Consider the following 20,511-nt stretch of genomic DNA (forward strand, 5'->3'; position numbering starts at 1 on the left):
GGAGCTTGAATGAATACAAAAACCAAAAATTTACTCAAGAATCTACGCTATACCTTATCTGCTAATTTTTTAGTGTTAGGTATTTCACTGATCTTAAATATTGTGGTGCCAAAATTTATTTCTACTGAAGCGTATAGTTATTGGCAATTGTATGTTTTTTATGGCACTTATGTAGGCTTCTTTCATTTTGGCTGGCTTGATGGAATTTATTTAAAAACCGGCGGGAAGTATTACCAAGAATTGGACAAAAAATCCCTCGGTAGTCAATTTTGGTATTTAATGATTTTTGAGACCTTCTTAACCTTGATTGTTGGTGGGTACGGAATAATATTGAATAATAATAAAGGGATTGTTTTGTTGTTTACCGCGATTCTTTTAGTAGTAACCAATAGCCGGACGTTTATTTTATATATTTTGGAATCCACCAATCGTTTTAAAGAATATGCCCAACTTTCCCGCAGTGATCGCTATTTATATCTTTTATTTTTAGTTGGTTATTTACTTGCTGGTGGGCGGGATTTTATTTGGTTGCTGGCTTTTGATGTGTTAGCAAAAGGGCTAGTCACTTTATGGGGGATGTATTTGATTCGGGATTTGCTGAAGGGAAAAGTCTTGAAATTAAAATTTCTCCAATTTGAGATTGGGGATAATTTAAAAATTGGCAGTAATTTGTTAATTAGCAATCTGGCTTCGATGTTTATTTTAGGGATTACTAGAATTTTTGTGGAGCGCAGTTGGAGCATCAATACGTTTGGTAAGCTTTCATTTACTTTGAGTATGTCCAATCTATTTATGACTTTTATTAATGCAGTTGGTGTGGTGATGTTTCCTTTATTAAGAAGAACCAATCAAGAACAATTGCCACAATTGTATCAAACCATCCGTAACGTTTTTGTACCAATCACTTTTGCTATTTTATTAACCTACCAGCCGATTTCTTATTTATTAAACTTGTGGCTGCCTCAGTATCAAGCCAGCTTAATTTATATGGGTGTTCTTTTTCCCACCGTCATTTATGAAGGCAGAATGGCTTTGTTAGTCAATACTTATTTAAAAACCATGCGTCAAGAACGGACGATTCTTATGGTTAATCTAACAACTTTATTTTTATCGACTGCTTTAAGTGCACTAACTGTTTTTATTTTTCACAATATCCTTCTAACAGTCGGAGTTATTTTATTGAGCTTAGTATTTAGGTGTATCTTCGCGGAAAAAATGCTGACAGGACAATTGGAAATAAAGGTGGGTAAACAAAATATTCAAGAACTTATTTTGGTGACAGCTTTTGTGTTTGGAAATCTATTGCTGACACCTCTTGTGAGTTTTATAGTTTATTTCGCTTTGTATGGTGCTTATCTATTGATTAATCTGTGGCGCACGCGAGATAGTCTGAGTTATTTTTTAGTTTTAATAAAAAAAACAAGTACGGCTCTATAGTTTGAGCCGTACTTATTTAGTATGCCCGAGCAATCCAAACAGTATATTTTGCTGGCTTTCCACTGACTAAGTCAAATTCTTTTTCCACCGGTGCTTGAAAAGGAATAATGCGGGTTGTAAATCCTGTTTCAGCTTTTATGATTGCTTCTGTTTCTGTTGAACCATCCCATCCGATTAAAACAAATCCAGGTGTTTTTTTGGTTTCACGACAGTTTTTAATATGATCTTTTAACTCTTGGAGAGTCTGAATATTTGTGTATTCATTGCTTGTAGCACGTTGCCGGGCTTTTTCTAATAATCGTTGTTGCATGTCATTCATATACTTCTCAATGGTAGGTACTAATTGTTCTAAAGAAACGGTCTCTTTTTCTGTTAAGTCTCGCATTTTTAAAGTGATACTATTTTTAACCAGGTCTCGAGGCCCCAACTCCAATTGAACGACAGCACCTTTTTGTTCCCATTTATTAAATTTGAAACCGGCAGTATTATCAGAGTCATCTAAGCGAACACGAATTCCCACAGTCTTTAATTGCTCTTTAAGTTCATTTAATTTGGTTAAAATTTTTGGTTCTTTTTTATATGGACCGACTGGAATTAAAATTACTTGGGTTGGAGCAATCTTTGGTGGTAAAACCAAACCTTGCTCATCACCATGAACCATGATTAGTGAACCAATTAAACGAGTAGAAACTGCCCATGAGGTTGTATGGACCAACGTATGTTGATTTTTTTGATTTAAGAAACGAATATCAAATGCTTCTGCAAATTTCGTACCTAGGTAATGGGAGGTACCTGCTTGAACTGCTTTCCCATCTTGCATCATGGCCTCGACAGAATACGTGTCTACCGCTCCAGCAAAACGTTCTGAAGGTGTTTTTTTCCCTACGTAAACCGGGATGGCTAAAAATTTTTCTAGTAGCTCAACATAAAAGTTCAATACATGTAATGTTCTTTTCCTTGCATCTGCTTCGTTAGCATGGGCTGTATGTCCCTCATGCCACAAAAATTCTGATGTCCGTAAAAAGGGCAGTGTTTTCTTTTCCCAGCGAAAAACATTCGCCCATTGATTAATCTCATATGGTAAATCGCGATAAGATTTAATCCATTCATGAAAAGATTGCCCAATCATAGTTTCAGAAGTGGGGCGTAATGCGTACGGTTCTTCCAACTTTTCATTTCCAACTTCTGTTACCCATGGTAATTCTGGAGCAAAACCTTCAACGTGCTCTGCTTCTTTCATAAAATAGCTTTTAGGAATTAACATAGGAAAATAAACGTTTCGAATGTCTTCAGATTGTAAATAGCGATTAACTTCTTGCTGGATTCTCTCCCATAATTCAAAACCATCTGGACGAAAAACGATACAGCCTCGCACCTCCGAATAACTCATTAATTCTGCTTGTTGAATCGTTTGTAAATACCATTTTGAAAAATCCTCTGTTTGTAAATTGGTCATGTTTTTTCCTCCTTTGATAAAAAAAGCAAACTCGTCCTATAAAAAAAGGACGAATTTGCTTCGCGGTACCACCTTGATTGGTTGCCTGCAACCCAACTCAAATCTTTTAACGCAAGAATACGGACTAGTTTGCTAGCCAAAAATTTAGTAGGTTCAATTTGATTGATTATCGAATTCGCAGCAACATCGACTCTCTGAAAATCAATTCATATTTACTAAGCTAAATTAAATTGTTGAAGCTAGCTTATCAAGATTATACGTAAAAAAGTCAGATTATTTTCTCCAAAAATATAAAAATCTGCTCAAATTAAGTTATACTTGTTAAAAATTGGAGGTGCCTAAATTGGATAATCGTTTACATGAAGAAAATAAATATAAATATTCAACTTTTCCTTTCGAAATCTATCGCGTAAACCAATTTTCTATGACCCCTAAAGGTCGGGGATTTGATGATCTTCACTGGCACGAAGAGTTACAATTTACAATTGCTGAAAAGGGGCCTTTACGGATGCAAGTAAACGGTGAGCTAGTTTTTTTAGCAGAAGGTGAGGGATTATTTATTTCACCAGAAGTTCTACATACAACTAAAACGATGCAGACCGACGGCAGTTATTATAGCTTAAATGTCCAAACTAAAATTTTATCATTCTTTCTAGGAAGCTTAATGGAGCAAAAATATGTTTTACCTTACCTTAAGCAACAAAGATGGTTACATTTGAATCAAGGCGATCTTAGTCAGGAAAAAATTTTGTCTCAAATCAAACAGATTAATCAAATTTATTTAAATCAAAGCGATTTTGCTTGGGAATATCAAATTGCTGTTTTGTTAGTAAGCTGCTGGCAAGAAATTATTCAAGCTCAAGAACAGTTATCATTACCTGCGGATAAAAAACAGTTACAGCATCAGAAACGAATGCAATCGTTATTAAATTTTGTTCAAGAAAATTATATGCGAGACCTTCGGCTTTCTGAAATGGCTCAGGCAGCACACATTTCTATTTCTGAGTGTACGCGTTCTTTTAAAAAATTTACCGATTATTCGCCATATGAATATTTGTTGCAGTATAGAATAAAAAAAGCCGCTGAAAAATTATTACAAACTGAGCTAACAGTTGAACAAATAGCTATTCAAACTGGTTTTAAAGATACGTCTAGTTTTATTCAAGCATTTAAAAGGAGAGTAGGTTTAACACCTTTAAAATATCGGAAAAATTACCAAAATTAACGATGTAAAAGCTTTTTTACGTACTTGGTAAAGAGTTTTTATCGTCATTAGCAAAGAAATTTGATTTAATAGAAGTGACAAATAATAGAAAATGAGGGTATCAGATGGAAGTTGGGATGCGCATTAAGCAACGACGAAACGAACTTCATTTAACGCAAGATGAAGTAGCGGAAGCGTTAGGAATTACTCGTCAAACCATTTCAAATTGGGAAAACGGACGCAGTTATCCTGACATTGAGCGAGTGATTCGTTTGTCGGAAATTTATCAGTTGTCATTAGACGAATTATTGAAAGGAGATGTTAAAATGGTCCATCATTTACAAGATAATACCAATGTGAATCGTTATTTAAAGCTATTTATTTTATTACTTGGCATCAATATTTTGTTGATGCTGTCGCTTTCATTTTTGGGTCCAATAAATGAAATTCTTTTATTTGGTATTTTTGCCTTGATTGGGATTAATTCTTTTTCCATCTTCTATCTGATTATTAAAAAAATTTAGGAGTGAGAAGTTTATGATTGAAGCAGTTTTCATAGTGTGTATCGGTGTGATTTTAGTCACTAGCGTCTTTCTATATTATTATTTGTACCAGTTAGTTTTATTAGATGCCAAAAGCCGCGACATTGCCCATCCGAAATTATGGTCATTATTTGCTACAAGTGGGCAAAACAGCAGTGGTTTATTCTTGTATTTATTTAAGCGACGAAAAACGACTAGCTTTTTGACAGCGGAGCAAAATTTAAAATTTCTAGGAATCAAACGTAAAATATATTGCTTAATGGGATTGGAATTGGCAGTTTTTTTAATGATGTTAGCTAATTTGATTCGAGGAATAAGATAAATAGTTGTGACATTAGCTTTTTTTACAGATGAGTTATCCAAGTAAGGGTGTACTTACTTTCGTGGTTTAGTAATTTTTTGAAGTTAAGAATGAAGCTTTAGCTATATAACTTCTGGACAATTTGAATCTGTTATAACTTTTGTCACATTTTTTTCAATCAAAAAAGCACTTCGAAAAGTGCTTAAAAATTATAGTTTATCAAGAACTTTAGCTTTGGCGATCGCAAATTCTTCTTCCGTCAATAAGCCAGCTTCTTTCAATTCAATTAGCTCTAAAATTTCTTTACTTAAATCTTTTATAGCTGGGGCTTTCGGAATGGATTCTTCCAGCGGATAAATTTTTTCAAAAACATTATTCGGTGAGGTTCCTTTTTTATACTCAGACAAGGCTAAAGCTGCACCGACAATTTTTAACACATTCATCGCTAAAATGGCACTGACTAGATAAAAAATATTCCAACCTTGTGACATCGGCACTTTTTTTAAACCTATATAAGCAACTACTTGAAAGGCCACAAATCCAACAACCACTAGAAACATCAAGACTGAGGTAAACATCATGGCACCTTGTGCATAATAATCGTAATAGTAATAACTATCCAGCATCATTCCCGATACAATAATTAGTCCGAATAAAAATGCCAAGATCCCGCAACCTGTACCAATCCACCAACTAATCGTCAAAATTGTTCGAGCGGTAGACTTAGGCAATTCTTCTTTTAAATCTTCTTTCATTTTTTCTCCTTCCAAACATCCTTTTGAAAACTTCATCTAAATATACCAGACTTAAGCTCAAATAGCTCATAAAAAAATCATCCGGACTTAAAATTATCCGTCTATTTGACATTATTTGATTAACTGGTACCATTCAGCTAAAGAAAAAAAGAGGAGCTATGATTTATGGATAAAATATTTGCTAGCCCATCTCGTTACGTACAAGGTGAGAATGCTTTAAAAAGAAGTCCAGCTTATTTAAAAGAATTGGGTCAGAAAGTTTTAATTATCACTGATGAGATGGTTTGGAAGATTGTCGGAGCAACGCTGGCGGAAGATTTAACTAACCAGCAGTTTGAGGTGGCAAAGGAAATTTTTCAAGGTGAAAGTTCTTTAAAAGAAATTGAACGGATGACTATGACTGCTAAAGATGCATCGGTTGAAGTAGTCATTGGCTTAGGTGGAGGAAAAGCTATCGATGGTGCTAAAGCAGTAAGTAATCAACTGAATACTAAGCTAGCAATTTTTCCAACGAGTGCTTCGACCGACGCGCCTACATCAGCCATTTCAGTCGTTTATTCTGAAGAAGGACATTTTGAAAAATACCTCCATTATCAGAAAAATCCTGATTTAGTTTTATTAGATACAGCTGTTATTAGTCAAGCTCCTGTTCGTTTGTTAAAATCTGGTATTGCAGATGGGATGGCAACTTGGATAGAAGCAGAAGCCGTCTTACAAAAAAACGGAGAGAATTTATTAGGTGGGCGGCAATCGCTGGCGGCTTTAGCCATTGCAGAAAAATGCCAACAGGTTTTATTTGATAGTGGTTTTGCAGCTGTTGCAGCTAACGAAGCAAAAGTTGTTACAGAAGCTTTAGATGCGGTGATTGAAGCCAATACTTTATTAAGTGGAATTGGTTTTGAGAGCGGTGGTTTAGGTGCAGCACACGCGATTCATAATGGTTTTTCTGCGATTGCTGGCAACATTCATCAACTGACTCATGGAGAAAAAGTTGCCTATGGGACTTTGGTACAATTATTTTTAGAAAACCGACCTACAAATGAAATCGACAAATATATTGCTTTCTATCAGAAACTAGGTTTACCAACTACGTTAGAAGAAATGTATCTAGCAAAAGCGACAGAGGAAGAACTTTTAAAAATTGGAGAACTAGCAACCTCATTAAGTGATACGATTCAGCAAATGCCTTTTGAAATTACAGCAAAAGAAATTGCTGCAGCATTAAAAGCTGTTGATTTATATGTAAAAAAATTTGCCAATCAATAAAAAGAAAGCTGCGTAGAATTTTCTACGCAGCTTTCTTGAATTAAGCTACTTCAGCATTTTCAGCGCGAAGAGCTTTTTGTTTTTCGATATAAGCGTTATAAACTTTATCTAGAAAAGCAATTTCAGTTACTGTAGCATATGGTGTTACGTAAAAACTCATCCAGTTAACTCCCAGTGAGAAGAAAGCTGTAAAACCGGAAATAATATACCAAACTGAGAATGAAGCTAGTAAAATCCAATATTCTAATTTGTAACCGTCCATAATTTCACGACTTAAAGTAATCGCATCAGAGGCATCCAAGGTTGGGTGTTTCTCCAATAAATAATTTGTCATCGCATAAGAGGCCGTTTTGACTAAACCAGGAATGACGAATAATAATGACCATAAGAAAGTGAAGATTGCTACCATGACATTGGCTTTTAGTACTCGATTTTTTGAATGTTTGAACAAATAACTAAAGATTTTCACGCCATCGGCTTTTTGATCTCTTAAGGTATAGATGGCACACCATTGGAAAGTTGCGCGAATCAAAGCTTGCGCTAAGAACAATAGTAACCACATTACGATAAAGAAAATAAACCAAAAGAAAACAGAGGCGCCACTATAATAAGGAGAATAATAATTGCCGTAGTTACCATAATAATTGCTACCCAATGAATTGTACATGCCACCGTAGATAGCACCTTCTACAATATTGAACAAGCCAGACATCATCCGATTAATTGGCATCATCATTAGAAAAGTAATAACTGTGATAATAATGACTGACCAAAAAATACTCCAGAACCATTCACCAAAACGACCAGAAAGTTTTGTTTGAGCATATTTTTTTAATTCAGCTCGGGTAATATTTAAACCTTCGCTTTGCTCAATTTCCAACGCAACAGGTTCTTCCGGTTCCCCATTAATAAATTCTTCTTGCATTTTTTCTGAAACACTTTGTTTTGGAGTAGGTTGAATCAAAGGCTCATTATTATTTTCTTCAGCCGCTGGTTCACTTTCAACGCCCTCCAAATCAAAACCACAGTTTGGGCAAAATTTTGCAACATCACTTACTTCTGCCCCACAATTTGGACAAAACTTCATGAACAGCACCACCTTTATTTTTTTTATTACCTCAATAGTATAACAAAAAATATTTTAATAATCTGTTTTTACTAAATCAAATTATAAAAAATACCAAAAACGATAATTTTTTTTATTAAATTAGTTCAGTAAAGTATTGTCGTAGAAATAATGAAAACGAAATCACAAAAACCTAAAAATAATTAAGAAAATCGACATTCCAAATAAGGAAGTTGAATAAATATTAAAAAAAACTATTGAAAAACTCATCAAAAAAAATGATTGTTCTTTAAAAGTTGTCAAGACACAAGGCTGATGTTAAATGAAAAGCAAGGATTCACCGTTTACTAGATAGCTCATTTATAAATATTAGAAATTTCTTGTATTTTTAGTCAAAAAAATACTTAAAATCACAAAAAAATAATTACGATAAACAACAAATTTGGGGTAAAATGAAAAAGAAATAAAATTTATGAGAGTACAAGGAGGAAAAAGAATGAGAAACAAGCCGATCTTTTATGGCTGGTGGATTGTCGCAGGCTGCGTAGTTATTACCGCAACAATTGTTCCATTAATCATGTCATTATCAGGAACTTACGCCTTGGCAGTCACCGAAGAATTGGGCATAAGTCGCAGTCAATTCATGATTGCAACGATGGTGGTCCAGATCACTGGAATTATTTTATCGCCACGGATTTCAAAATTAGTTGCTAGCGGTCAAATGAAACGGATGCAAGTGATTGGTGTTATTGGTTTTGCTTTGAGTTACTGTACTTATTCTTTCGCGCAGAGTGCTTGGCATTTGTATCTATCTTCCATTTTTGTAGGAATATTTTATTGGATGTCAGCGATGATTCCAGTCAGTTACATGATTACTATGTGGTTTCAAGAAAAAAGAGGTTTAGCACTAAGTATCGCTATGGCTGGTATCGGTTTAGGCGGGACTATTTTATCTCAAGTGGTTAGCTTGCTGTTAAACAATTTTGGCTGGCGCTCGACTTATCAAATCATGGGAATGATTGCTTTAGTTTGTTCATTGCCGATTGTTTTATTTGTCTTCAAAAGCACACCGGCTGAAAAAGGGCTGGAACCTTATGGGGCTAATTTGGCAAAAAATCAACAATCTGAAGGAGCCAGAGAAGAAAATAATGATTCTCAGCTAACCGTCAAAGAGACTTACAGTAAAGCTTTCTTTTGGCTAGTCATGATGGGAATGTTCTTAAATGGATTGATAAATACCGGAGCATTATCGAATTTTCCAGCAGCGATTCAAGGAATGCACGATCCGGTAACAGCTGCCAATGTTATTTCGATTTATTCTTTCATGGGAATTTTCGGTAAAATTATTCTAGGTTGGGTTAATGATAAATTTGGTGTAGTTGTTAGTAGTTTCTTTGGTTGTGGGGCCTTTTTCTTGGCATTTATCTTAATGATTTTTGGTGATCAAAACATGGTGATTTACATGATGGGCTTTGTTTTTGGTTTAGGTACACCGATTGGCACTGTTTCACCGCCATTAGTTACCACAGCAGTTTTCGGAATCAAAAATTATCCAGAGGCTTATGGTTTGATTAATAGTACCGTTACGATCGGAATGGCAGTTGGCTCAGTCTTTGTGGCAAGTATTTTGGATTTGACAGGTTCATATCAAATTGCTTGGATTTTAATGGCTGTCTTTAGTGCTTTGACATTGTTTGGTTGGGTATCAGCATACTTAGGGTCACGGAAATATTTTAAAAATACAAATTTTGAAACTGTAGAATAGGAGGCTTTTAAGATGGATTTGAAACAAGAATTATTTGAAAAATTGCGGGCAAAAGAGGACCGCATGATCGAGATACGGCGTTATTTACATCAGCATCCGGAACTTTCTTTTAAAGAAGCTAAAACCGCCAAGTATATTGCTGATTTTTATCAAAATAAAGGTTTAGATGTGACGGTAGAAACTGATATTAATGGTGAACATGGTGTGATTGTTGAAATTGATTCTGGAAAACCCGGAAAAACTTTAGCGATTCGGGCTGATTTTGATGCATTGCCAATTCATGAAGAAACAGAATTGCCTTTTGCTTCAGAAAATCCTGGCGTTATGCATGCTTGTGGTCATGACGGACACACTGCTTATATGTTGGTATTGGCTGAAACTTTAGCTGAAATGAAAGATCAATTAGCTGGGAAAATTCGGGTCTTGCACCAACCAGCTGAAGAAACTCCTCCAGGCGGTGCTTTGGGAATGATTAAAGCTGGTTGTTTAGAGGGCGTTGACAATGTTGTGGGTATTCACGTTATGAGCAATTTTCCTTTTGGCAAAATATTTTATAAAGAAGGAGAAGTTCAAACGGGTCGTTCATTTTTCAAATTAACGATTAAAGGAACTGGTGGGCATGGTTCTTCACCCCATGAGGCTAATGATGCAATTGTTGCCGGTAGTTATTTTGTGACGATGGCTCAAACGATTATTTCTCGCCGAATCAATCCATTTGATATGGGTGTGGTAACAATCGGATCTTTTGATGGTAAGGGTTCTTTTAATGTCATCAAAGATCAAGTTGTTTTAGATGGAGATGTACGTGCAATGACTGAACGGGCGCGAAACACAATTGGGGAAGAAATTCATAAATTAGTCAAGGGCTTAGAAGTAGCGTATAGTGTAAAATGTGATTTAGAATACACGACTGATTATCCAGTTTTGTATAACGACCCGGCCTTTACTAGACAAGCCGCTAATATTTTACAAAATACTAAAATTGATCGCGTGACTGACGTGGTTGAGACTGCAGCAATCCCGCCTTCAGAAGATTTTGCTTATTACGCGGAAAAAGTTCCTAGTAGTTTTATCTATGTAGGAGCAGAAGTAGAGGATAAGGCGGTCTATCCTCATCATCATCCAAAATTTGATATCAATGAAAAATCATTATTGATTTGTGCAGAAGCAATGGGCGCCATTGTGGTGGATTATCTAACGGAAGCATAACAAAATGAACCGAGGAAATTCGTTATTAAGAATTTTCTCGGTTTTTCATCAATAATTTTTTTGATTCAATTTATTTAAGCGAATAATTCCTAAAATTAGTAGTACTAAAGAGAGAATTAATAGGCCTAATAGCAAGGGTTGATTTAATAGGTAGGTCGCTAAAATAGTAAAAGCCGCAGTAACGATTGAGCTATTTAATATAAGTAAAGAAGATGTATCCGTAATCATGGTATTTAATAAGCCATAATTAATTATCCAGCAAAGCTGTTGCGCCACATAAAAAGCAACAATCGCGAAAAAGGCATTCATTTCTCCGATCCCAGCTAAAAAAAGCATTAGTATAACCGTTGGCGCAACACTTCCCATCAAAACGTAATGGGCTCCAGTTCGTTGATTTCCCACTTGTCTTTCATCTTGTTTCATTTTTCTTCCTCCTCTTCAAAAATAAAAATTTCCTCAATTGTTTTACCGAAAATTTGTGCCAAATGATGGGCTAGATGAATCGAAGGATTATAGCGATCAGTTTCCAAAAAATAAATCGTTTGCCGGGAAACACCGACAAGACTTGCTAATTCTTCCCGACTCATTTTACGTTTTTCTCGTTCTGCTTGGACAATATTTTTCATAGGTTACTCCTTCGTTAAGTTAGCTTAACAACTTGCGTTAAGTATACTTAACGAGATAGTTACTGTCAAATTTTTTTATAGTATAATAAAGAAGAAAATGGGAAATAAAAGTTTACTTTAATTTATTAAAGTTTACTTAAAAAGGAGAGAGCCAAATGAAACTAGGAATTATTTTAGAAACGAAAGAAGCGGAAAAAGCTTGGAATGCTTTTAGATTTGCAGTTACAGCTTTGAAAAAGGAGCATACGGTGAAATTATTTTTAATGGGTGAAGCAGTTGAAGTGGAAACCATCGCGACTGAACCCTACAATGTGGCGGATCAATTGGCACAATTTTTAGCAAATGATGGTGAAATTTTGGCTTGTGGCACCTGTTTACGTTCGAGAAATTTAGAGGATCAAACGGCTTGTCCAATTTCAACTATGGTGGATTGTGTCGAATTAGTAGAATGGGCAGATAAAACAGTCACCTTTTAGAATAGGAGAAATATATGGATTTTTTGATAGATGCAAAAGATTTAACCGACGAAATCTTGATAGACGCAAGAAGTTTGCCAGCTTTTGAAACCATTAAAGGAAGCATTGCTTTGAACTTTGAGACGGTAGCAGACAAGTCTCCAGCAGAATTATCGTCGATCTTCAGTGAAACTGGCCTAAATCTAAAAGATAAAATTGCCGTTTTCAATGACTTAACTACGGGTTTAGGTGATGATGCTCGGTTAGTTGAGATTATGAGGGCTTGCGACTTTGGACAGGTAAAAATCGTTGATGGTGGTTGGAATGCTTTATTAGCTGCAGGCTTTGAAACTGCTGAGGAAAATTCTTCACTACCAGCTAGCAAAATAATAATTGGCAGAGTTGAAAAAAGTCATTTTATCTCTAAAGAAGTCTTACTTGAAAATTATGGTCAATATAAAATTATCGATGTTCGTTCTCAAGCAGAATATGATGGGGCCATTTTATATGGGGAAGCTCAAGGAGGACACTTGCCGCAAGCCTGTTTAATTCTTTTTGAAAGCTTATTTCTACCAAATCAAAAGCTCCTTTCCAAAGAAAGCTTGCAAAAAATATTCACTGCTGGAGGTTTAAAGCCGCAAGATGAGATTGTTGTCTATTGTACAATTGGTGTACGGGCAGCCTATATGAGCTTAGTTTTACAAATGTTAGGCTTTGAAAGAGTAAAAAATTATCAGCAGGGCTTTTTAGAATGGAGTAAGCAAGAACAGGTTGAAAAATAATAAGTAATTTTAGCTAGTTAATTGATTAAGCCAATCAGTTAGCTAGTTTTTTTAATTAATACAAAGATTTTTTAAGCAGTAGAAAAATGATTGTATTAATTATTTCTAATAAACCCCTTACACTGAGTTCAGCAAAGAAATGTAAGGAGTGATTTGATTGGAAAATTGGTTAGCAATTGAGAACAAAATTATTATTGTCACCGGTGGTTCTTCAGGAATTGGTGAAGTAATTGTTGAGGAATTACTAGACGTTGGGGCAAAAGTAGCGAATTTTGATTTAAATGATAATCAGAAGAAACATGATAATTTATTATTTCTTCAAACGGATGTCTCTTCAAAAGAAAATGTTGAACAAGCTGTTGCAAAAGTAGTTGAAAGATTTGGCACGGTGGATGGTTTAGTCAATAATGCAGGCATTAATATCCCTAGGTTATTGGTGGATTCAAAAGAGCCTAACAGCATGTTTGAATTGACAGAGGAAAACTTTGATAAGATGGTGAGCATTAATCAAAAAAGTCTTTTTTTAGTTTCCCAAGCAGTGGGACGGATTTTAGTTGCTAAAAAAGATGGCGTAATAATCAATATGTCTTCAGAAAGTGGCTTAGAAGGTTCAGAAGGTCAAAGTATTTATGCAGCCACCAAAGCGGCGGCTAATAGTTTAACCCGTTCATGGGCCAAAGAGTTAGGCAAATCAAATATTCGTGTTGTAGGAATTGCACCTGGAATTATGGAAGCAACAGGCTTGCGAACGATCGCTTATGAAGAAGCTTTAGCTTATACAAGAGGAATCACAGTAGAGGATTTAAGGGCTGGTTATAGTAAGACAACTACGATTCCATTAGGACGTAGTGGAAAATTAAAAGAAGTAGCAGATTTAGTATGTTTTTACCTTTCGAATCGGGCCAGCTATATTACCGGAGTGACAACGAATATTGCCGGAGGTAAGACGAGAGGGTAAGTAAGGAGTGAAAATATCTTGCCTTTAATTGATCGTTGGTATCAAATATTACAATTTTTTATGGTTCATCCACAACTAACGATAGACGATTTGAAGAAAGCAACTGGTACAAGCAGTCAGACAATCAAAAACTCGATTCAGATGTTGAATGAACAAATTGCTGACGTGGCAGAAATTATCCAAACGGGGAATCAGTTTGAGTTAAATATCATAGATTTTGATGGTTTTGACTCAATTTTGACGGGAAGCTTGAAGGAAGAGACGGATTTCAATTCGCCATCTAAAAGAACAGCTTACATTATAGATCAACTGATTTTTTCTGAAAAGCACTTGTTGATTGATGATCTGTCAGAAAGTCTGGGTGTCAGTCGTGGCACAGTTAACAATGATTTAAAAAGTTTAAAAAAATTATTATTAAATTTTGAACTGAGATTGGAAGGTACACCCAATCGTGGTGTGAAATTGGTTGGTGATGAATTAAATATTCGGTTGCTTTATTCAAGTCAAGCATATGATTATTTTAGCCATGTTCCTTTGAAAAATGGTGTGGTAGAGCTGGCGAAAAAGCTAACTCTTTATTGGCAAATGGAAAGCAAGCATTTTTATTTTTGGCAAAAGGTGATTGATATTACCATCCAAAGAGTCAAAAATAAGCAGAGTCTGACGGAGCCCATCTCCCATTACATTAATACAGTTGAACGTAATCAATTGGTAGAAGAATTTATTGCTCAAATTGAAATTGATTATGGCATTTTATTAGGTCAATCTGATTTAGCTTTTTTGTTTTTTCCCATTAACCTGCATCATTTCGGGAAGAATGTTAGTCAGTTAAATGAATTAGAAGATATTTTTCAAGAAATGATGCACAAAATTCAACAAGTGATGATTGTTGATTTAGACCTTAAGCAAATGTATGAAAATGTCAAACAGCATTTATTATTTTTAATCAATCGCTTGGTTTTTCATATACAGCCAACTGATATTTTTCAAGATGAAATTGAAAAAAATTATCCTTTTGCTTATCAGCTGGCGTCAATCGGTATAGGTGTCTTGGAAAAACAAATCAATCGTACAGCTGGGAAGGCTGAAATCAGTTATTTAGCCATTTATTTTGAATTGATTTTAAGAAATGTCTCGCAAAATGATCAAAAAGAGGTAGCGATCGTCTGTACGACAGGTCGGGGAACGGCAGCTTTGATTAGGCGCCAAATTGAGAATGTTTTAGGGCCAGAGGTCAAGATTCAGCAATTTTTAGAGAACGAATATGAAAAAGTTGATTTAAATAAATTTTTTGCGGTGTTTACAACTATTCCTTTAAAACAAATTAATCCTAATGTACCAGTGATTCGCATCAGTAATCTTTTTAATGATGATTGGATACGTAGCGAATGGGAACGGGTGAATCATGAACAGTTAAGTAAGTTTGAACATGTTTTGTTTTATTTTAATCAAGTGAGTCAAAAGCAAAACTATCAAGAAATTTTAGTCCAACTGCTTAATCAATTTGAAGCTGAAGCAGTCGTTGATTTGGGCTTTGCTGAAAGGATATTTGAGCGGGAAGCCAAACACACTACGATTTTTAGTCAAGGAGTTGCTTTTCCTCATGCTATTTTAAAAAATAGTCAGAAAATTTTGTATTCAGTCACAATTTTACAAGAGCCGTTAATCACTGACGAAGGTGAAGTATCCGTCATTTTTTTAGTTGGCATACCGGAAGAAACGACTGAAGAAAACGAAAGCGAGTTACTAGTTTTATACGATCTTATTTTTGCCATTGCGGCTCGTCCAAATTACAAAAATGAATTATTGGGTTTGTCAAATGGTCTTGAGTTTAAAGCTTATTTAAAAAGGGAGGGATTAATCTCATGAGTTTTATGATGATTTTTGGGATATTTGCATTATCAGCCTATGGTTTACAAATTGTGTTTTCATTAAAACAAATCAAACATTTTAATCAAATTTATCGTCAATTGAGGCGAAAGGGGAAAGTCGCCATTGGTCGTCGCTCCGGTAAAGTAAAAGCAGGTACGATTATTATGTTTGCAGTAGACAATCAGGGGTTGGTGATTGATTGCTGGAAAATGCAAGGGATTTCAGTGGTTGCTAAATTTAAACAACTACCGGAATTTATCGGTGAAGATATTCATTATTTAGATAAATTTAATCCGATAGTTTATCAACAAAATAAATTGTTGATTCAAGCAATCGAGGACGCAAGAGAAATATATCTGCGGGTAGAAGCGGGCAATTATGTTGAAGAAAAACCCATGTCGCCACTTTCTGGATTAGTTTTACAAGCAAAAATATCAAAAATGAATCTTCAAAATAAATTAAGAGGAAGTGTTAAGTAATGGAATATGTAGTTAAATTTGCAGAAGGATTTATGAATTTGTTCCAAACAGGGGCGGAAACTTTTATTAGTTGGATGACTAGTATCGTTCCAGTAGTATTAATTTTGATGGTATTGATGAATACGATTATCGCCTTTTTAGGGGAAGAAAGAATGACTAAGATTGCCAAAGCATCTTCTAAAAATCCCTTGACACGTTATTTGATCTTACCCTTCTTAGCCGCTTTTATGCTAGGGAATCCGATGTCCTTTACTTTAGGACGCTTCATGCCAGAATTTTATAAGCCTAGCTATTATGCTTCATTAGCACAATTTTGTCATACTAGTAATGGGATTTTCCCTCATATTAATCCCGGTGAATTATTTGTTTGGTTAGGGATTGCACAAGGAATTACTACATTAGGATTAAACACAACAGAGCTTGCGATTCGTTACTTATTAGTTGGTTTAGTGATGAATGCATTAGGCGGCTGGGTAACAGATTTAACCACTGCTTATGTATGTAAGCAACAAGGAATTGAGTTAAGCAAGTCAGTTGAATTAACTGAAGGCAAAAAAGCTGCAGCATAAAAAATAAGGAGTGAAAATCATGGAATATAAAAGCATAAAAGTAACTAAAGGTTCAGGCGGATATGGTGGCCCATTAACGATTACACCGACAGCAGAAAAACATAAAGTTGTTTATATTACTGGTGGAGGAGAAAAACCGGCGATTGTAGATAAAATTGAAGAATTAACGGGAATGGAATCAGTTAATGGTTTTAAAACATCGATTCCAGATGAAGAAATCGCCTTAGCAATTGTCGATTGTGGAGGCACATTACGTTGTGGAATTTACCCTAAAAAAGGAATTCCGACAATCAATGTTTTGCCCACTGGAAAAAGCGGACCATTGGCACAATATATTAATGAAGATATTTATGTTTCTGCAGTTGGTCCTAATCAAATTCAAGCAACTGATGAAACGGCAGTAGTTGTTGAAGCCGTAGCAGATGAAAAAGAAAGCAATACCAGCACAGGAACTTATGATACGAGTAAAAAAATTACCCAACAAAAAGCTGAACAAGGAAGCTTTATTGCTAAAATCGGAATGGGTGCAGGTAAAGTCGTAGCGACATTTAACCAATCTGCCCGCGAAGGTGTTCAAACCATGATCAACACGGTTATTCCTTTTATGGCCTTCGTATCATTACTAATCGGAATTATTCAAGGATCAGGAATTGGCGATCTTTTTGCAAAAGTAATGTCACCTTTGGCAGGAAACGGTATTGGATTAGTTATTATTGGTTTCATATGTTCGCTACCATTTTTATCTCCACTTTTAGGACCTGGTGCGGTTATAGGACAAGTAATTGGCACTTTAATTGGTGTGGAAATTGGTCAAGGAAATATTCCGCCACATTTAGCATTGCCAGCACTATTTGCCATTAATACTCAAAATGCTTGTGATTTTATTCCAGTTGGTTTGGGATTAGAAGAAGCGAGTGCTGAAACAGTTGAAGTAGGTGTACCATCGGTTTTATATTCCCGCTTTTTAAATGGTGTGCCACGAGTAGCAGTTGCATGGTTAGCAAGCTTTGGATTGTATAGTTAGGAGAGAAATGTATGTCAGTATTTGAAACTGAAGTCACAAAGATTGGCCCAGAAGCCGAAATGTTTAGAGCAGAAAAAATGTTGATTTTATTTGGGGATAATGCCCCCGAGGGTTTAGCGGAGTATTGCTATAATATTGTAATGGCTAAAAGCGCTAGTGATATTACGACAGAAATGGTTTTAAATTTTGATGATAAATCTTATAAAATTACCGCAGTTGGTAATGTCGTTGACAAAAATTTAAATGAACTAGGACATATTACTGTAAAATTTACTGGTGAAATGGAGGCAGAAATGGCAGGAACCTTGTATGTTGAAGCCACCGAGATGCCTCAGCTAGCAATCGGTACAAAAATTTCTATTACAAAATAATTTTAGGAGCTGAAATGATGGAACTATTATTAGATACAGTTAATCTTGAACAGATTGAAAAATTAGTGGCGAGTATGCCAATCGCTGGTGTAACGTCTAACCCTTCGATTATTAAACAAGAAGGAAAAATCGATTTCTTTAATCATATGAAAAAAATTCGCGAAATCATTGGCTTTGAAAAAACGTTACATGTTCAAGTGGTAGCCACCAATTATGAAGGAATTTTGGCGGATGCCAAGGCCATTAAAGAAAAGATAGATCCTGAAGTCTATATTAAAATACCTATCAACGATGAAGGCTTACATGCAATAAAAACTTTAAAGGCTGAGGGCTATAACATTACAGGAACTGCTATGTATACTAAAATTCAAGGCTTATTGGCAATTAGTGCTGGTGCAGATTTTATCGCTCCATATTTTAATCGCATGGAAAACCAAAATATTGATTCATTTGATGTCTTAGCGGCTATGAGCCAAGAAATTGAACGAACTCAAGCGAAAACTAAAATTTTAGCAGCTAGCTTTAAAAATATTCGGCAAGTAACTGAAGCTTTTGAAGCTGGTGCGCAAGCAGCAACTGTCGGAACAGACATTGTTAAAACGGCATTTGCCATGCCATCCATCAATCAGGCTGTTGTAGATTTTAATGCCGACTGGGCTAGTATTTATGGTGACGTCACGATTGCAGAAATGTAGAAAGCTGTTGAAAAACTTCTCAGGTTTAGGAGTTTTTCAACAGTTTTTTTTCAGTCTTGACACAAAGTCATTAATTTTTTTACAGTATTGCTATTTCGAATCGTTACTTGATTGTTTACTTTTGAACTGGCTATTTTTGACCAACGGGCTTTGTTAAAAGTTTTTCGCGGAGCACTCCAATAAATGATGTTTTCACCAAAGTCGATTTGTTCATATTCAGGATTTATTTCACCAACCGCCGCTGAAACTTCATCAGTGGTAATTGGCGGAATTAAAAAAATAGCATAATGAATCGTTTCATCAGCCTGATCCCACCAATCTGGTGCATTTTTGAGGGTATCATTTATTTCAGTGTCGGTAACGATTGTGACAGGAATATTCAATTGAAATTCGTCTTGGATCAGTGTTTCAATTTGTTGAATCAAAGCTTTTTTATCGGTCATTGGACTACTAAAAATAATATTACCACTATTAATGTAAGTTTTGACTGATGAAAAGTTGGCATCCTCAAAAATCTTTTTTAATACAGGCATAGGGATTTTATTTTTGCCACCTACATTAATCCCTCTCAATAAAGCGATATATTTTTCCATTTTCCACCTCGGAATGCATTTATTTTTACCTTATTATAGCCTATTTTTGTGAGAAAGATTCTGATTGCTTTTTTTTAGTAAAAATTATAATATGATTGAGTGATTTAAAGAATTTAAGGAGGATTTTATGGGTAAATACTTAGTTTTACAAACAGATTTTGGATTAGGTGATGGAGCCGTTAGTGCAATGTACGGGGTCGCTCATATGGTGAGTGATGAAATTACCATCAATGATTTAACGCACGACATTCCTCCTTATGATATATGGACAGCTTCTTATCGTTTATATCAAACAGTTAAATACTGGCCGGCTGGGACTGTTTTTGTTTCAGTGGTGGATCCTGGCGTAGGGAGTCATCGCCGTAGTGTAGTAGCAAAAACAGCATATGGCCATTATATTATTACACCGGATAATGGTTCTTTGACACATATTCGGAATTACCAAGGAATTACCGAAGTCCGTAATTTAGACGAAGTGAAAAGTCGTCTGCCTCACTCAGAAGAGAGTCATACTTTCCATGGACGAGATATTTATGCCTATAATGGTGCTCGTTTAGCTAGTGGTGAAGTGACTTTTGAAGAACTAGGTGGCATTGTGCCGACGGATAGTATTGTTGAAGTTCCGTTAGTTGAAGCAAAATACGACGGTAAAATTTTCAGTGGTAGTATTGATGTCTTGGATGTTCGTTTTGGTTCATTGTGGACCAATATTCCGTTAGACTATTTCAAAGAAGCTAAAATTGATAGTGGTGATCGTCTGCAAGTGACGATTTATCATGACGGTAAAAAAGTTTATCAAAACATCATGCAATTTGTCCGTTCTTTTGCAGAAGTAGAAATTGGCGAGCCGTTAGTTTATGTTAATTCATTAATAAATATCGGAATTGCGGTTAATCAGGATTCTTTCTCTGATTTATACAATATCGGTACTGGGACTAGCTGGCAAATTGAGTTGCGTAAAGCAGCCAAAGTTATTTTCGAAGAAGATTAATCCTTTAAAGGATTGCTTGTGTTGGTGCGAACGTTTATTATATGAATGAAGCAGTTTAGGAAAAGGTCCGGGGTGGGTACATGCACTTCTCCTGA

At 35.4% G+C, this 20,511-nt stretch carries 23 protein-coding genes and 1 other annotated feature; of the genes, 17 read left to right on the plus strand and 6 right to left on the minus strand.

The genetic code is table 11. The features are described 5' to 3' along the window. Nucleotides 1-9: 9 nt before the first annotated feature. Nucleotides 10-1,437, plus strand: coding sequence for a lipopolysaccharide biosynthesis protein (locus KUA55_RS08125; RefSeq protein WP_218325701.1), 1,428 nt, complete (start codon nucleotides 10-12; stop codon nucleotides 1,435-1,437). 16 nt (nucleotides 1,438-1,453) lie between these two features. On the opposite strand, the gene proS is transcribed toward KUA55_RS08125, so the two are convergent. Then, nucleotides 1,454-2,893, minus strand: a complete 1,440-nt coding sequence (gene proS, locus KUA55_RS08130; RefSeq protein WP_218325702.1) for a proline--tRNA ligase — start codon at nucleotides 2,891-2,893, stop codon at nucleotides 1,454-1,456. 42 nt (nucleotides 2,894-2,935) lie between these two features. Next, nucleotides 2,936-3,131 (minus strand) — a binding site (T-box leader). Nucleotides 3,132-3,236: 105 nt separating this feature from the next. Here proS and KUA55_RS08135 point away from each other — a divergent pair. The 3 genes from KUA55_RS08135 (at nucleotide 3,237) to KUA55_RS08145 (ending at nucleotide 4,961) form a co-directional block, all read left to right on the plus strand. After that, the gene (locus tag KUA55_RS08135; protein WP_218325703.1) at nucleotides 3,237-4,118 is read left to right on the plus strand and encodes an AraC family transcriptional regulator; all 882 of its coding nucleotides are present in this window, start codon (nucleotides 3,237-3,239) and stop codon (nucleotides 4,116-4,118) included. Between the two features lie 104 nt (nucleotides 4,119-4,222). Continuing rightward, a complete protein-coding gene (locus KUA55_RS08140) occupies nucleotides 4,223-4,621 on the plus strand; it encodes a helix-turn-helix domain-containing protein (RefSeq protein ID WP_218325704.1) in 399 nt (132 codons plus the stop codon). A 13-nt stretch (nucleotides 4,622-4,634) separates the two neighbouring features. Further along, nucleotides 4,635-4,961, plus strand: coding sequence for a hypothetical protein (locus KUA55_RS08145; protein WP_218325705.1), 327 nt, complete (start codon nucleotides 4,635-4,637; stop codon nucleotides 4,959-4,961). Nucleotides 4,962-5,149: 188 nt separating this feature from the next. On the opposite strand, the gene KUA55_RS08150 is transcribed toward KUA55_RS08145, so the two are convergent. After that, a complete protein-coding gene (locus KUA55_RS08150; RefSeq protein WP_218325706.1) occupies nucleotides 5,150-5,695 on the minus strand; it encodes an SHOCT domain-containing protein in 546 nt (181 codons plus the stop codon). Nucleotides 5,696-5,860: 165 nt separating this feature from the next. Here KUA55_RS08150 and KUA55_RS08155 point away from each other — a divergent pair, with 165 nt between their 5' ends. Further along, nucleotides 5,861-6,961 carry a glycerol dehydrogenase gene (locus KUA55_RS08155; RefSeq protein ID WP_218325707.1) on the plus strand — a complete coding sequence of 367 codons (1,101 nt, stop codon included), beginning with the start codon at nucleotides 5,861-5,863 and terminating at the stop codon, nucleotides 6,959-6,961. A gap of 40 nt (nucleotides 6,962-7,001) precedes the next feature. Here KUA55_RS08155 and KUA55_RS08160 read toward each other — a convergent pair whose 3' ends face one another. Further along, nucleotides 7,002-8,048 (minus strand): DUF975 family protein, encoded by a 1,047-nt coding sequence (locus tag KUA55_RS08160; RefSeq protein ID WP_218325708.1) that lies wholly within the window; start codon nucleotides 8,046-8,048, stop codon nucleotides 7,002-7,004. A gap of 475 nt (nucleotides 8,049-8,523) precedes the next feature. On the opposite strand from KUA55_RS08160, the gene KUA55_RS08165 reads away from it, so the two are divergent. Next, entirely contained in the window at nucleotides 8,524-9,792 is a 1,269-nt protein-coding gene (locus KUA55_RS08165; RefSeq protein ID WP_218325709.1) for an MFS transporter, read from the plus strand. A 12-nt stretch (nucleotides 9,793-9,804) separates the two neighbouring features. Next, entirely contained in the window at nucleotides 9,805-11,001 is a 1,197-nt protein-coding gene (locus KUA55_RS08170) for an amidohydrolase (RefSeq protein WP_218325710.1), read from the plus strand. A gap of 48 nt (nucleotides 11,002-11,049) precedes the next feature. Here KUA55_RS08170 and KUA55_RS08175 read toward each other — a convergent pair whose 3' ends face one another. Beyond that, nucleotides 11,050-11,424, minus strand: coding sequence for a hypothetical protein (locus KUA55_RS08175; protein ID WP_218325711.1), 375 nt, complete (start codon nucleotides 11,422-11,424; stop codon nucleotides 11,050-11,052). Next, entirely contained in the window at nucleotides 11,421-11,627 is a 207-nt protein-coding gene (locus KUA55_RS08180; RefSeq protein ID WP_218325712.1) for a helix-turn-helix transcriptional regulator, read from the minus strand. Before KUA55_RS08180 ends, KUA55_RS08175 begins: the two co-directional genes overlap by 4 nt. 155 nt (nucleotides 11,628-11,782) lie before the next feature. Between KUA55_RS08180 and KUA55_RS08185 the strand changes: the two genes are divergently transcribed. From KUA55_RS08185 to KUA55_RS08225, 9 genes are all read left to right on the plus strand, one after another. After that, entirely contained in the window at nucleotides 11,783-12,103 is a 321-nt protein-coding gene (locus tag KUA55_RS08185; protein WP_218325713.1) for a DsrE/DsrF/TusD sulfur relay family protein, read from the plus strand. Between the two features lie 14 nt (nucleotides 12,104-12,117). Continuing rightward, nucleotides 12,118-12,864, plus strand: coding sequence for a sulfurtransferase (locus KUA55_RS08190; protein WP_218325714.1), 747 nt, complete (start codon nucleotides 12,118-12,120; stop codon nucleotides 12,862-12,864). A 157-nt stretch (nucleotides 12,865-13,021) separates the two neighbouring features. Beyond that, nucleotides 13,022-13,822, plus strand: a complete 801-nt coding sequence (locus KUA55_RS08195) for an SDR family oxidoreductase (RefSeq protein ID WP_218325715.1) — start codon at nucleotides 13,022-13,024, stop codon at nucleotides 13,820-13,822. Between the two features lie 18 nt (nucleotides 13,823-13,840). After that, a complete protein-coding gene (locus KUA55_RS08200) occupies nucleotides 13,841-15,691 on the plus strand; it encodes a BglG family transcription antiterminator (protein WP_218325716.1) in 1,851 nt (616 codons plus the stop codon). Beyond that, nucleotides 15,688-16,173 carry a transcriptional regulator GutM gene (locus tag KUA55_RS08205; protein WP_218325717.1) on the plus strand — a complete coding sequence of 162 codons (486 nt, stop codon included), beginning with the start codon at nucleotides 15,688-15,690 and terminating at the stop codon, nucleotides 16,171-16,173. The genes KUA55_RS08200 and KUA55_RS08205 overlap by 4 nt, the downstream gene beginning before the upstream one ends. Continuing rightward, nucleotides 16,173-16,742 (plus strand): PTS glucitol/sorbitol transporter subunit IIC, encoded by a 570-nt coding sequence (gene srlA / locus KUA55_RS08210; RefSeq protein ID WP_218325718.1) that lies wholly within the window; start codon nucleotides 16,173-16,175, stop codon nucleotides 16,740-16,742. The genes KUA55_RS08205 and srlA overlap by 1 nt, the downstream gene beginning before the upstream one ends. Before the next feature lie 19 nt (nucleotides 16,743-16,761). Then, nucleotides 16,762-17,766 carry a PTS glucitol/sorbitol transporter subunit IIB gene (gene srlE / locus KUA55_RS08215; RefSeq protein ID WP_218325719.1) on the plus strand — a complete coding sequence of 335 codons (1,005 nt, stop codon included), beginning with the start codon at nucleotides 16,762-16,764 and terminating at the stop codon, nucleotides 17,764-17,766. Nucleotides 17,767-17,777: 11 nt separating this feature from the next. Further along, on the plus strand, nucleotides 17,778-18,137 hold the full coding sequence (locus KUA55_RS08220) for a PTS glucitol/sorbitol transporter subunit IIA (RefSeq protein WP_218325720.1): 360 nt from the start codon (nucleotides 17,778-17,780) through the stop codon (nucleotides 18,135-18,137). 17 nt (nucleotides 18,138-18,154) lie between these two features. Continuing rightward, nucleotides 18,155-18,832, plus strand: coding sequence for a fructose-6-phosphate aldolase (locus KUA55_RS08225; RefSeq protein ID WP_218325721.1), 678 nt, complete (start codon nucleotides 18,155-18,157; stop codon nucleotides 18,830-18,832). Between the two features lie 50 nt (nucleotides 18,833-18,882). Here the strand turns inward: KUA55_RS08225 and KUA55_RS08230 are convergent, their stop codons facing one another. Beyond that, nucleotides 18,883-19,425 carry a DUF1697 domain-containing protein gene (locus tag KUA55_RS08230; RefSeq protein WP_218325722.1) on the minus strand — a complete coding sequence of 181 codons (543 nt, stop codon included), beginning with the start codon at nucleotides 19,423-19,425 and terminating at the stop codon, nucleotides 18,883-18,885. A gap of 127 nt (nucleotides 19,426-19,552) precedes the next feature. Between KUA55_RS08230 and KUA55_RS08235 the strand changes: the two genes are divergently transcribed. Continuing rightward, nucleotides 19,553-20,416, plus strand: a complete 864-nt coding sequence (locus KUA55_RS08235) for an SAM hydrolase/SAM-dependent halogenase family protein (protein WP_218325723.1) — start codon at nucleotides 19,553-19,555, stop codon at nucleotides 20,414-20,416. Nucleotides 20,417-20,511: the final 95 nt, after the last annotated feature.

The organism is Enterococcus alishanensis (assembly GCF_019218635.1).
GTDB classification, from domain to species: Bacteria; Bacillota; Bacilli; order Lactobacillales; family Enterococcaceae; genus Enterococcus_A; species Enterococcus_A alishanensis.

What these genes read in the sequence shown, in the direction of transcription:
- KUA55_RS08125 (WP_218325701.1), top strand. Translation starts at nt 10, where the DNA reads ATGAATACAAAAACCAAAAATTTACTCAAGAATCTACGCTATACCTTA.
- proS (WP_218325702.1), bottom strand. Translation starts at nt 2,893, where the DNA reads ATGACCAATTTACAAACAGAGGATTTTTCAAAATGGTATTTACAAACG.
- KUA55_RS08140 (WP_218325704.1), top strand. Translation starts at nt 4,223, where the DNA reads ATGGAAGTTGGGATGCGCATTAAGCAACGACGAAACGAACTTCATTTA.
- KUA55_RS08145 (WP_218325705.1), top strand. Translation starts at nt 4,635, where the DNA reads ATGATTGAAGCAGTTTTCATAGTGTGTATCGGTGTGATTTTAGTCACT.
- KUA55_RS08150 (WP_218325706.1), bottom strand. Translation starts at nt 5,695, where the DNA reads ATGAAAGAAGATTTAAAAGAAGAATTGCCTAAGTCTACCGCTCGAACA.
- KUA55_RS08155 (WP_218325707.1), top strand. Translation starts at nt 5,861, where the DNA reads ATGGATAAAATATTTGCTAGCCCATCTCGTTACGTACAAGGTGAGAAT.
- KUA55_RS08160 (WP_218325708.1), bottom strand. Translation starts at nt 8,048, where the DNA reads ATGAAGTTTTGTCCAAATTGTGGGGCAGAAGTAAGTGATGTTGCAAAA.
- KUA55_RS08165 (WP_218325709.1), top strand. Translation starts at nt 8,524, where the DNA reads ATGAGAAACAAGCCGATCTTTTATGGCTGGTGGATTGTCGCAGGCTGC.
- KUA55_RS08170 (WP_218325710.1), top strand. Translation starts at nt 9,805, where the DNA reads ATGGATTTGAAACAAGAATTATTTGAAAAATTGCGGGCAAAAGAGGAC.
- KUA55_RS08175 (WP_218325711.1), bottom strand. Translation starts at nt 11,424, where the DNA reads ATGAAACAAGATGAAAGACAAGTGGGAAATCAACGAACTGGAGCCCAT.
- KUA55_RS08180 (WP_218325712.1), bottom strand. Translation starts at nt 11,627, where the DNA reads ATGAAAAATATTGTCCAAGCAGAACGAGAAAAACGTAAAATGAGTCGG.
- KUA55_RS08185 (WP_218325713.1), top strand. Translation starts at nt 11,783, where the DNA reads ATGAAACTAGGAATTATTTTAGAAACGAAAGAAGCGGAAAAAGCTTGG.
- KUA55_RS08190 (WP_218325714.1), top strand. Translation starts at nt 12,118, where the DNA reads ATGGATTTTTTGATAGATGCAAAAGATTTAACCGACGAAATCTTGATA.
- KUA55_RS08205 (WP_218325717.1), top strand. Translation starts at nt 15,688, where the DNA reads ATGAGTTTTATGATGATTTTTGGGATATTTGCATTATCAGCCTATGGT.
- srlA (WP_218325718.1), top strand. Translation starts at nt 16,173, where the DNA reads ATGGAATATGTAGTTAAATTTGCAGAAGGATTTATGAATTTGTTCCAA.
- srlE (WP_218325719.1), top strand. Translation starts at nt 16,762, where the DNA reads ATGGAATATAAAAGCATAAAAGTAACTAAAGGTTCAGGCGGATATGGT.
- KUA55_RS08220 (WP_218325720.1), top strand. Translation starts at nt 17,778, where the DNA reads ATGTCAGTATTTGAAACTGAAGTCACAAAGATTGGCCCAGAAGCCGAA.
- KUA55_RS08225 (WP_218325721.1), top strand. Translation starts at nt 18,155, where the DNA reads ATGGAACTATTATTAGATACAGTTAATCTTGAACAGATTGAAAAATTA.
- KUA55_RS08230 (WP_218325722.1), bottom strand. Translation starts at nt 19,425, where the DNA reads ATGGAAAAATATATCGCTTTATTGAGAGGGATTAATGTAGGTGGCAAA.
- KUA55_RS08235 (WP_218325723.1), top strand. Translation starts at nt 19,553, where the DNA reads ATGGGTAAATACTTAGTTTTACAAACAGATTTTGGATTAGGTGATGGA.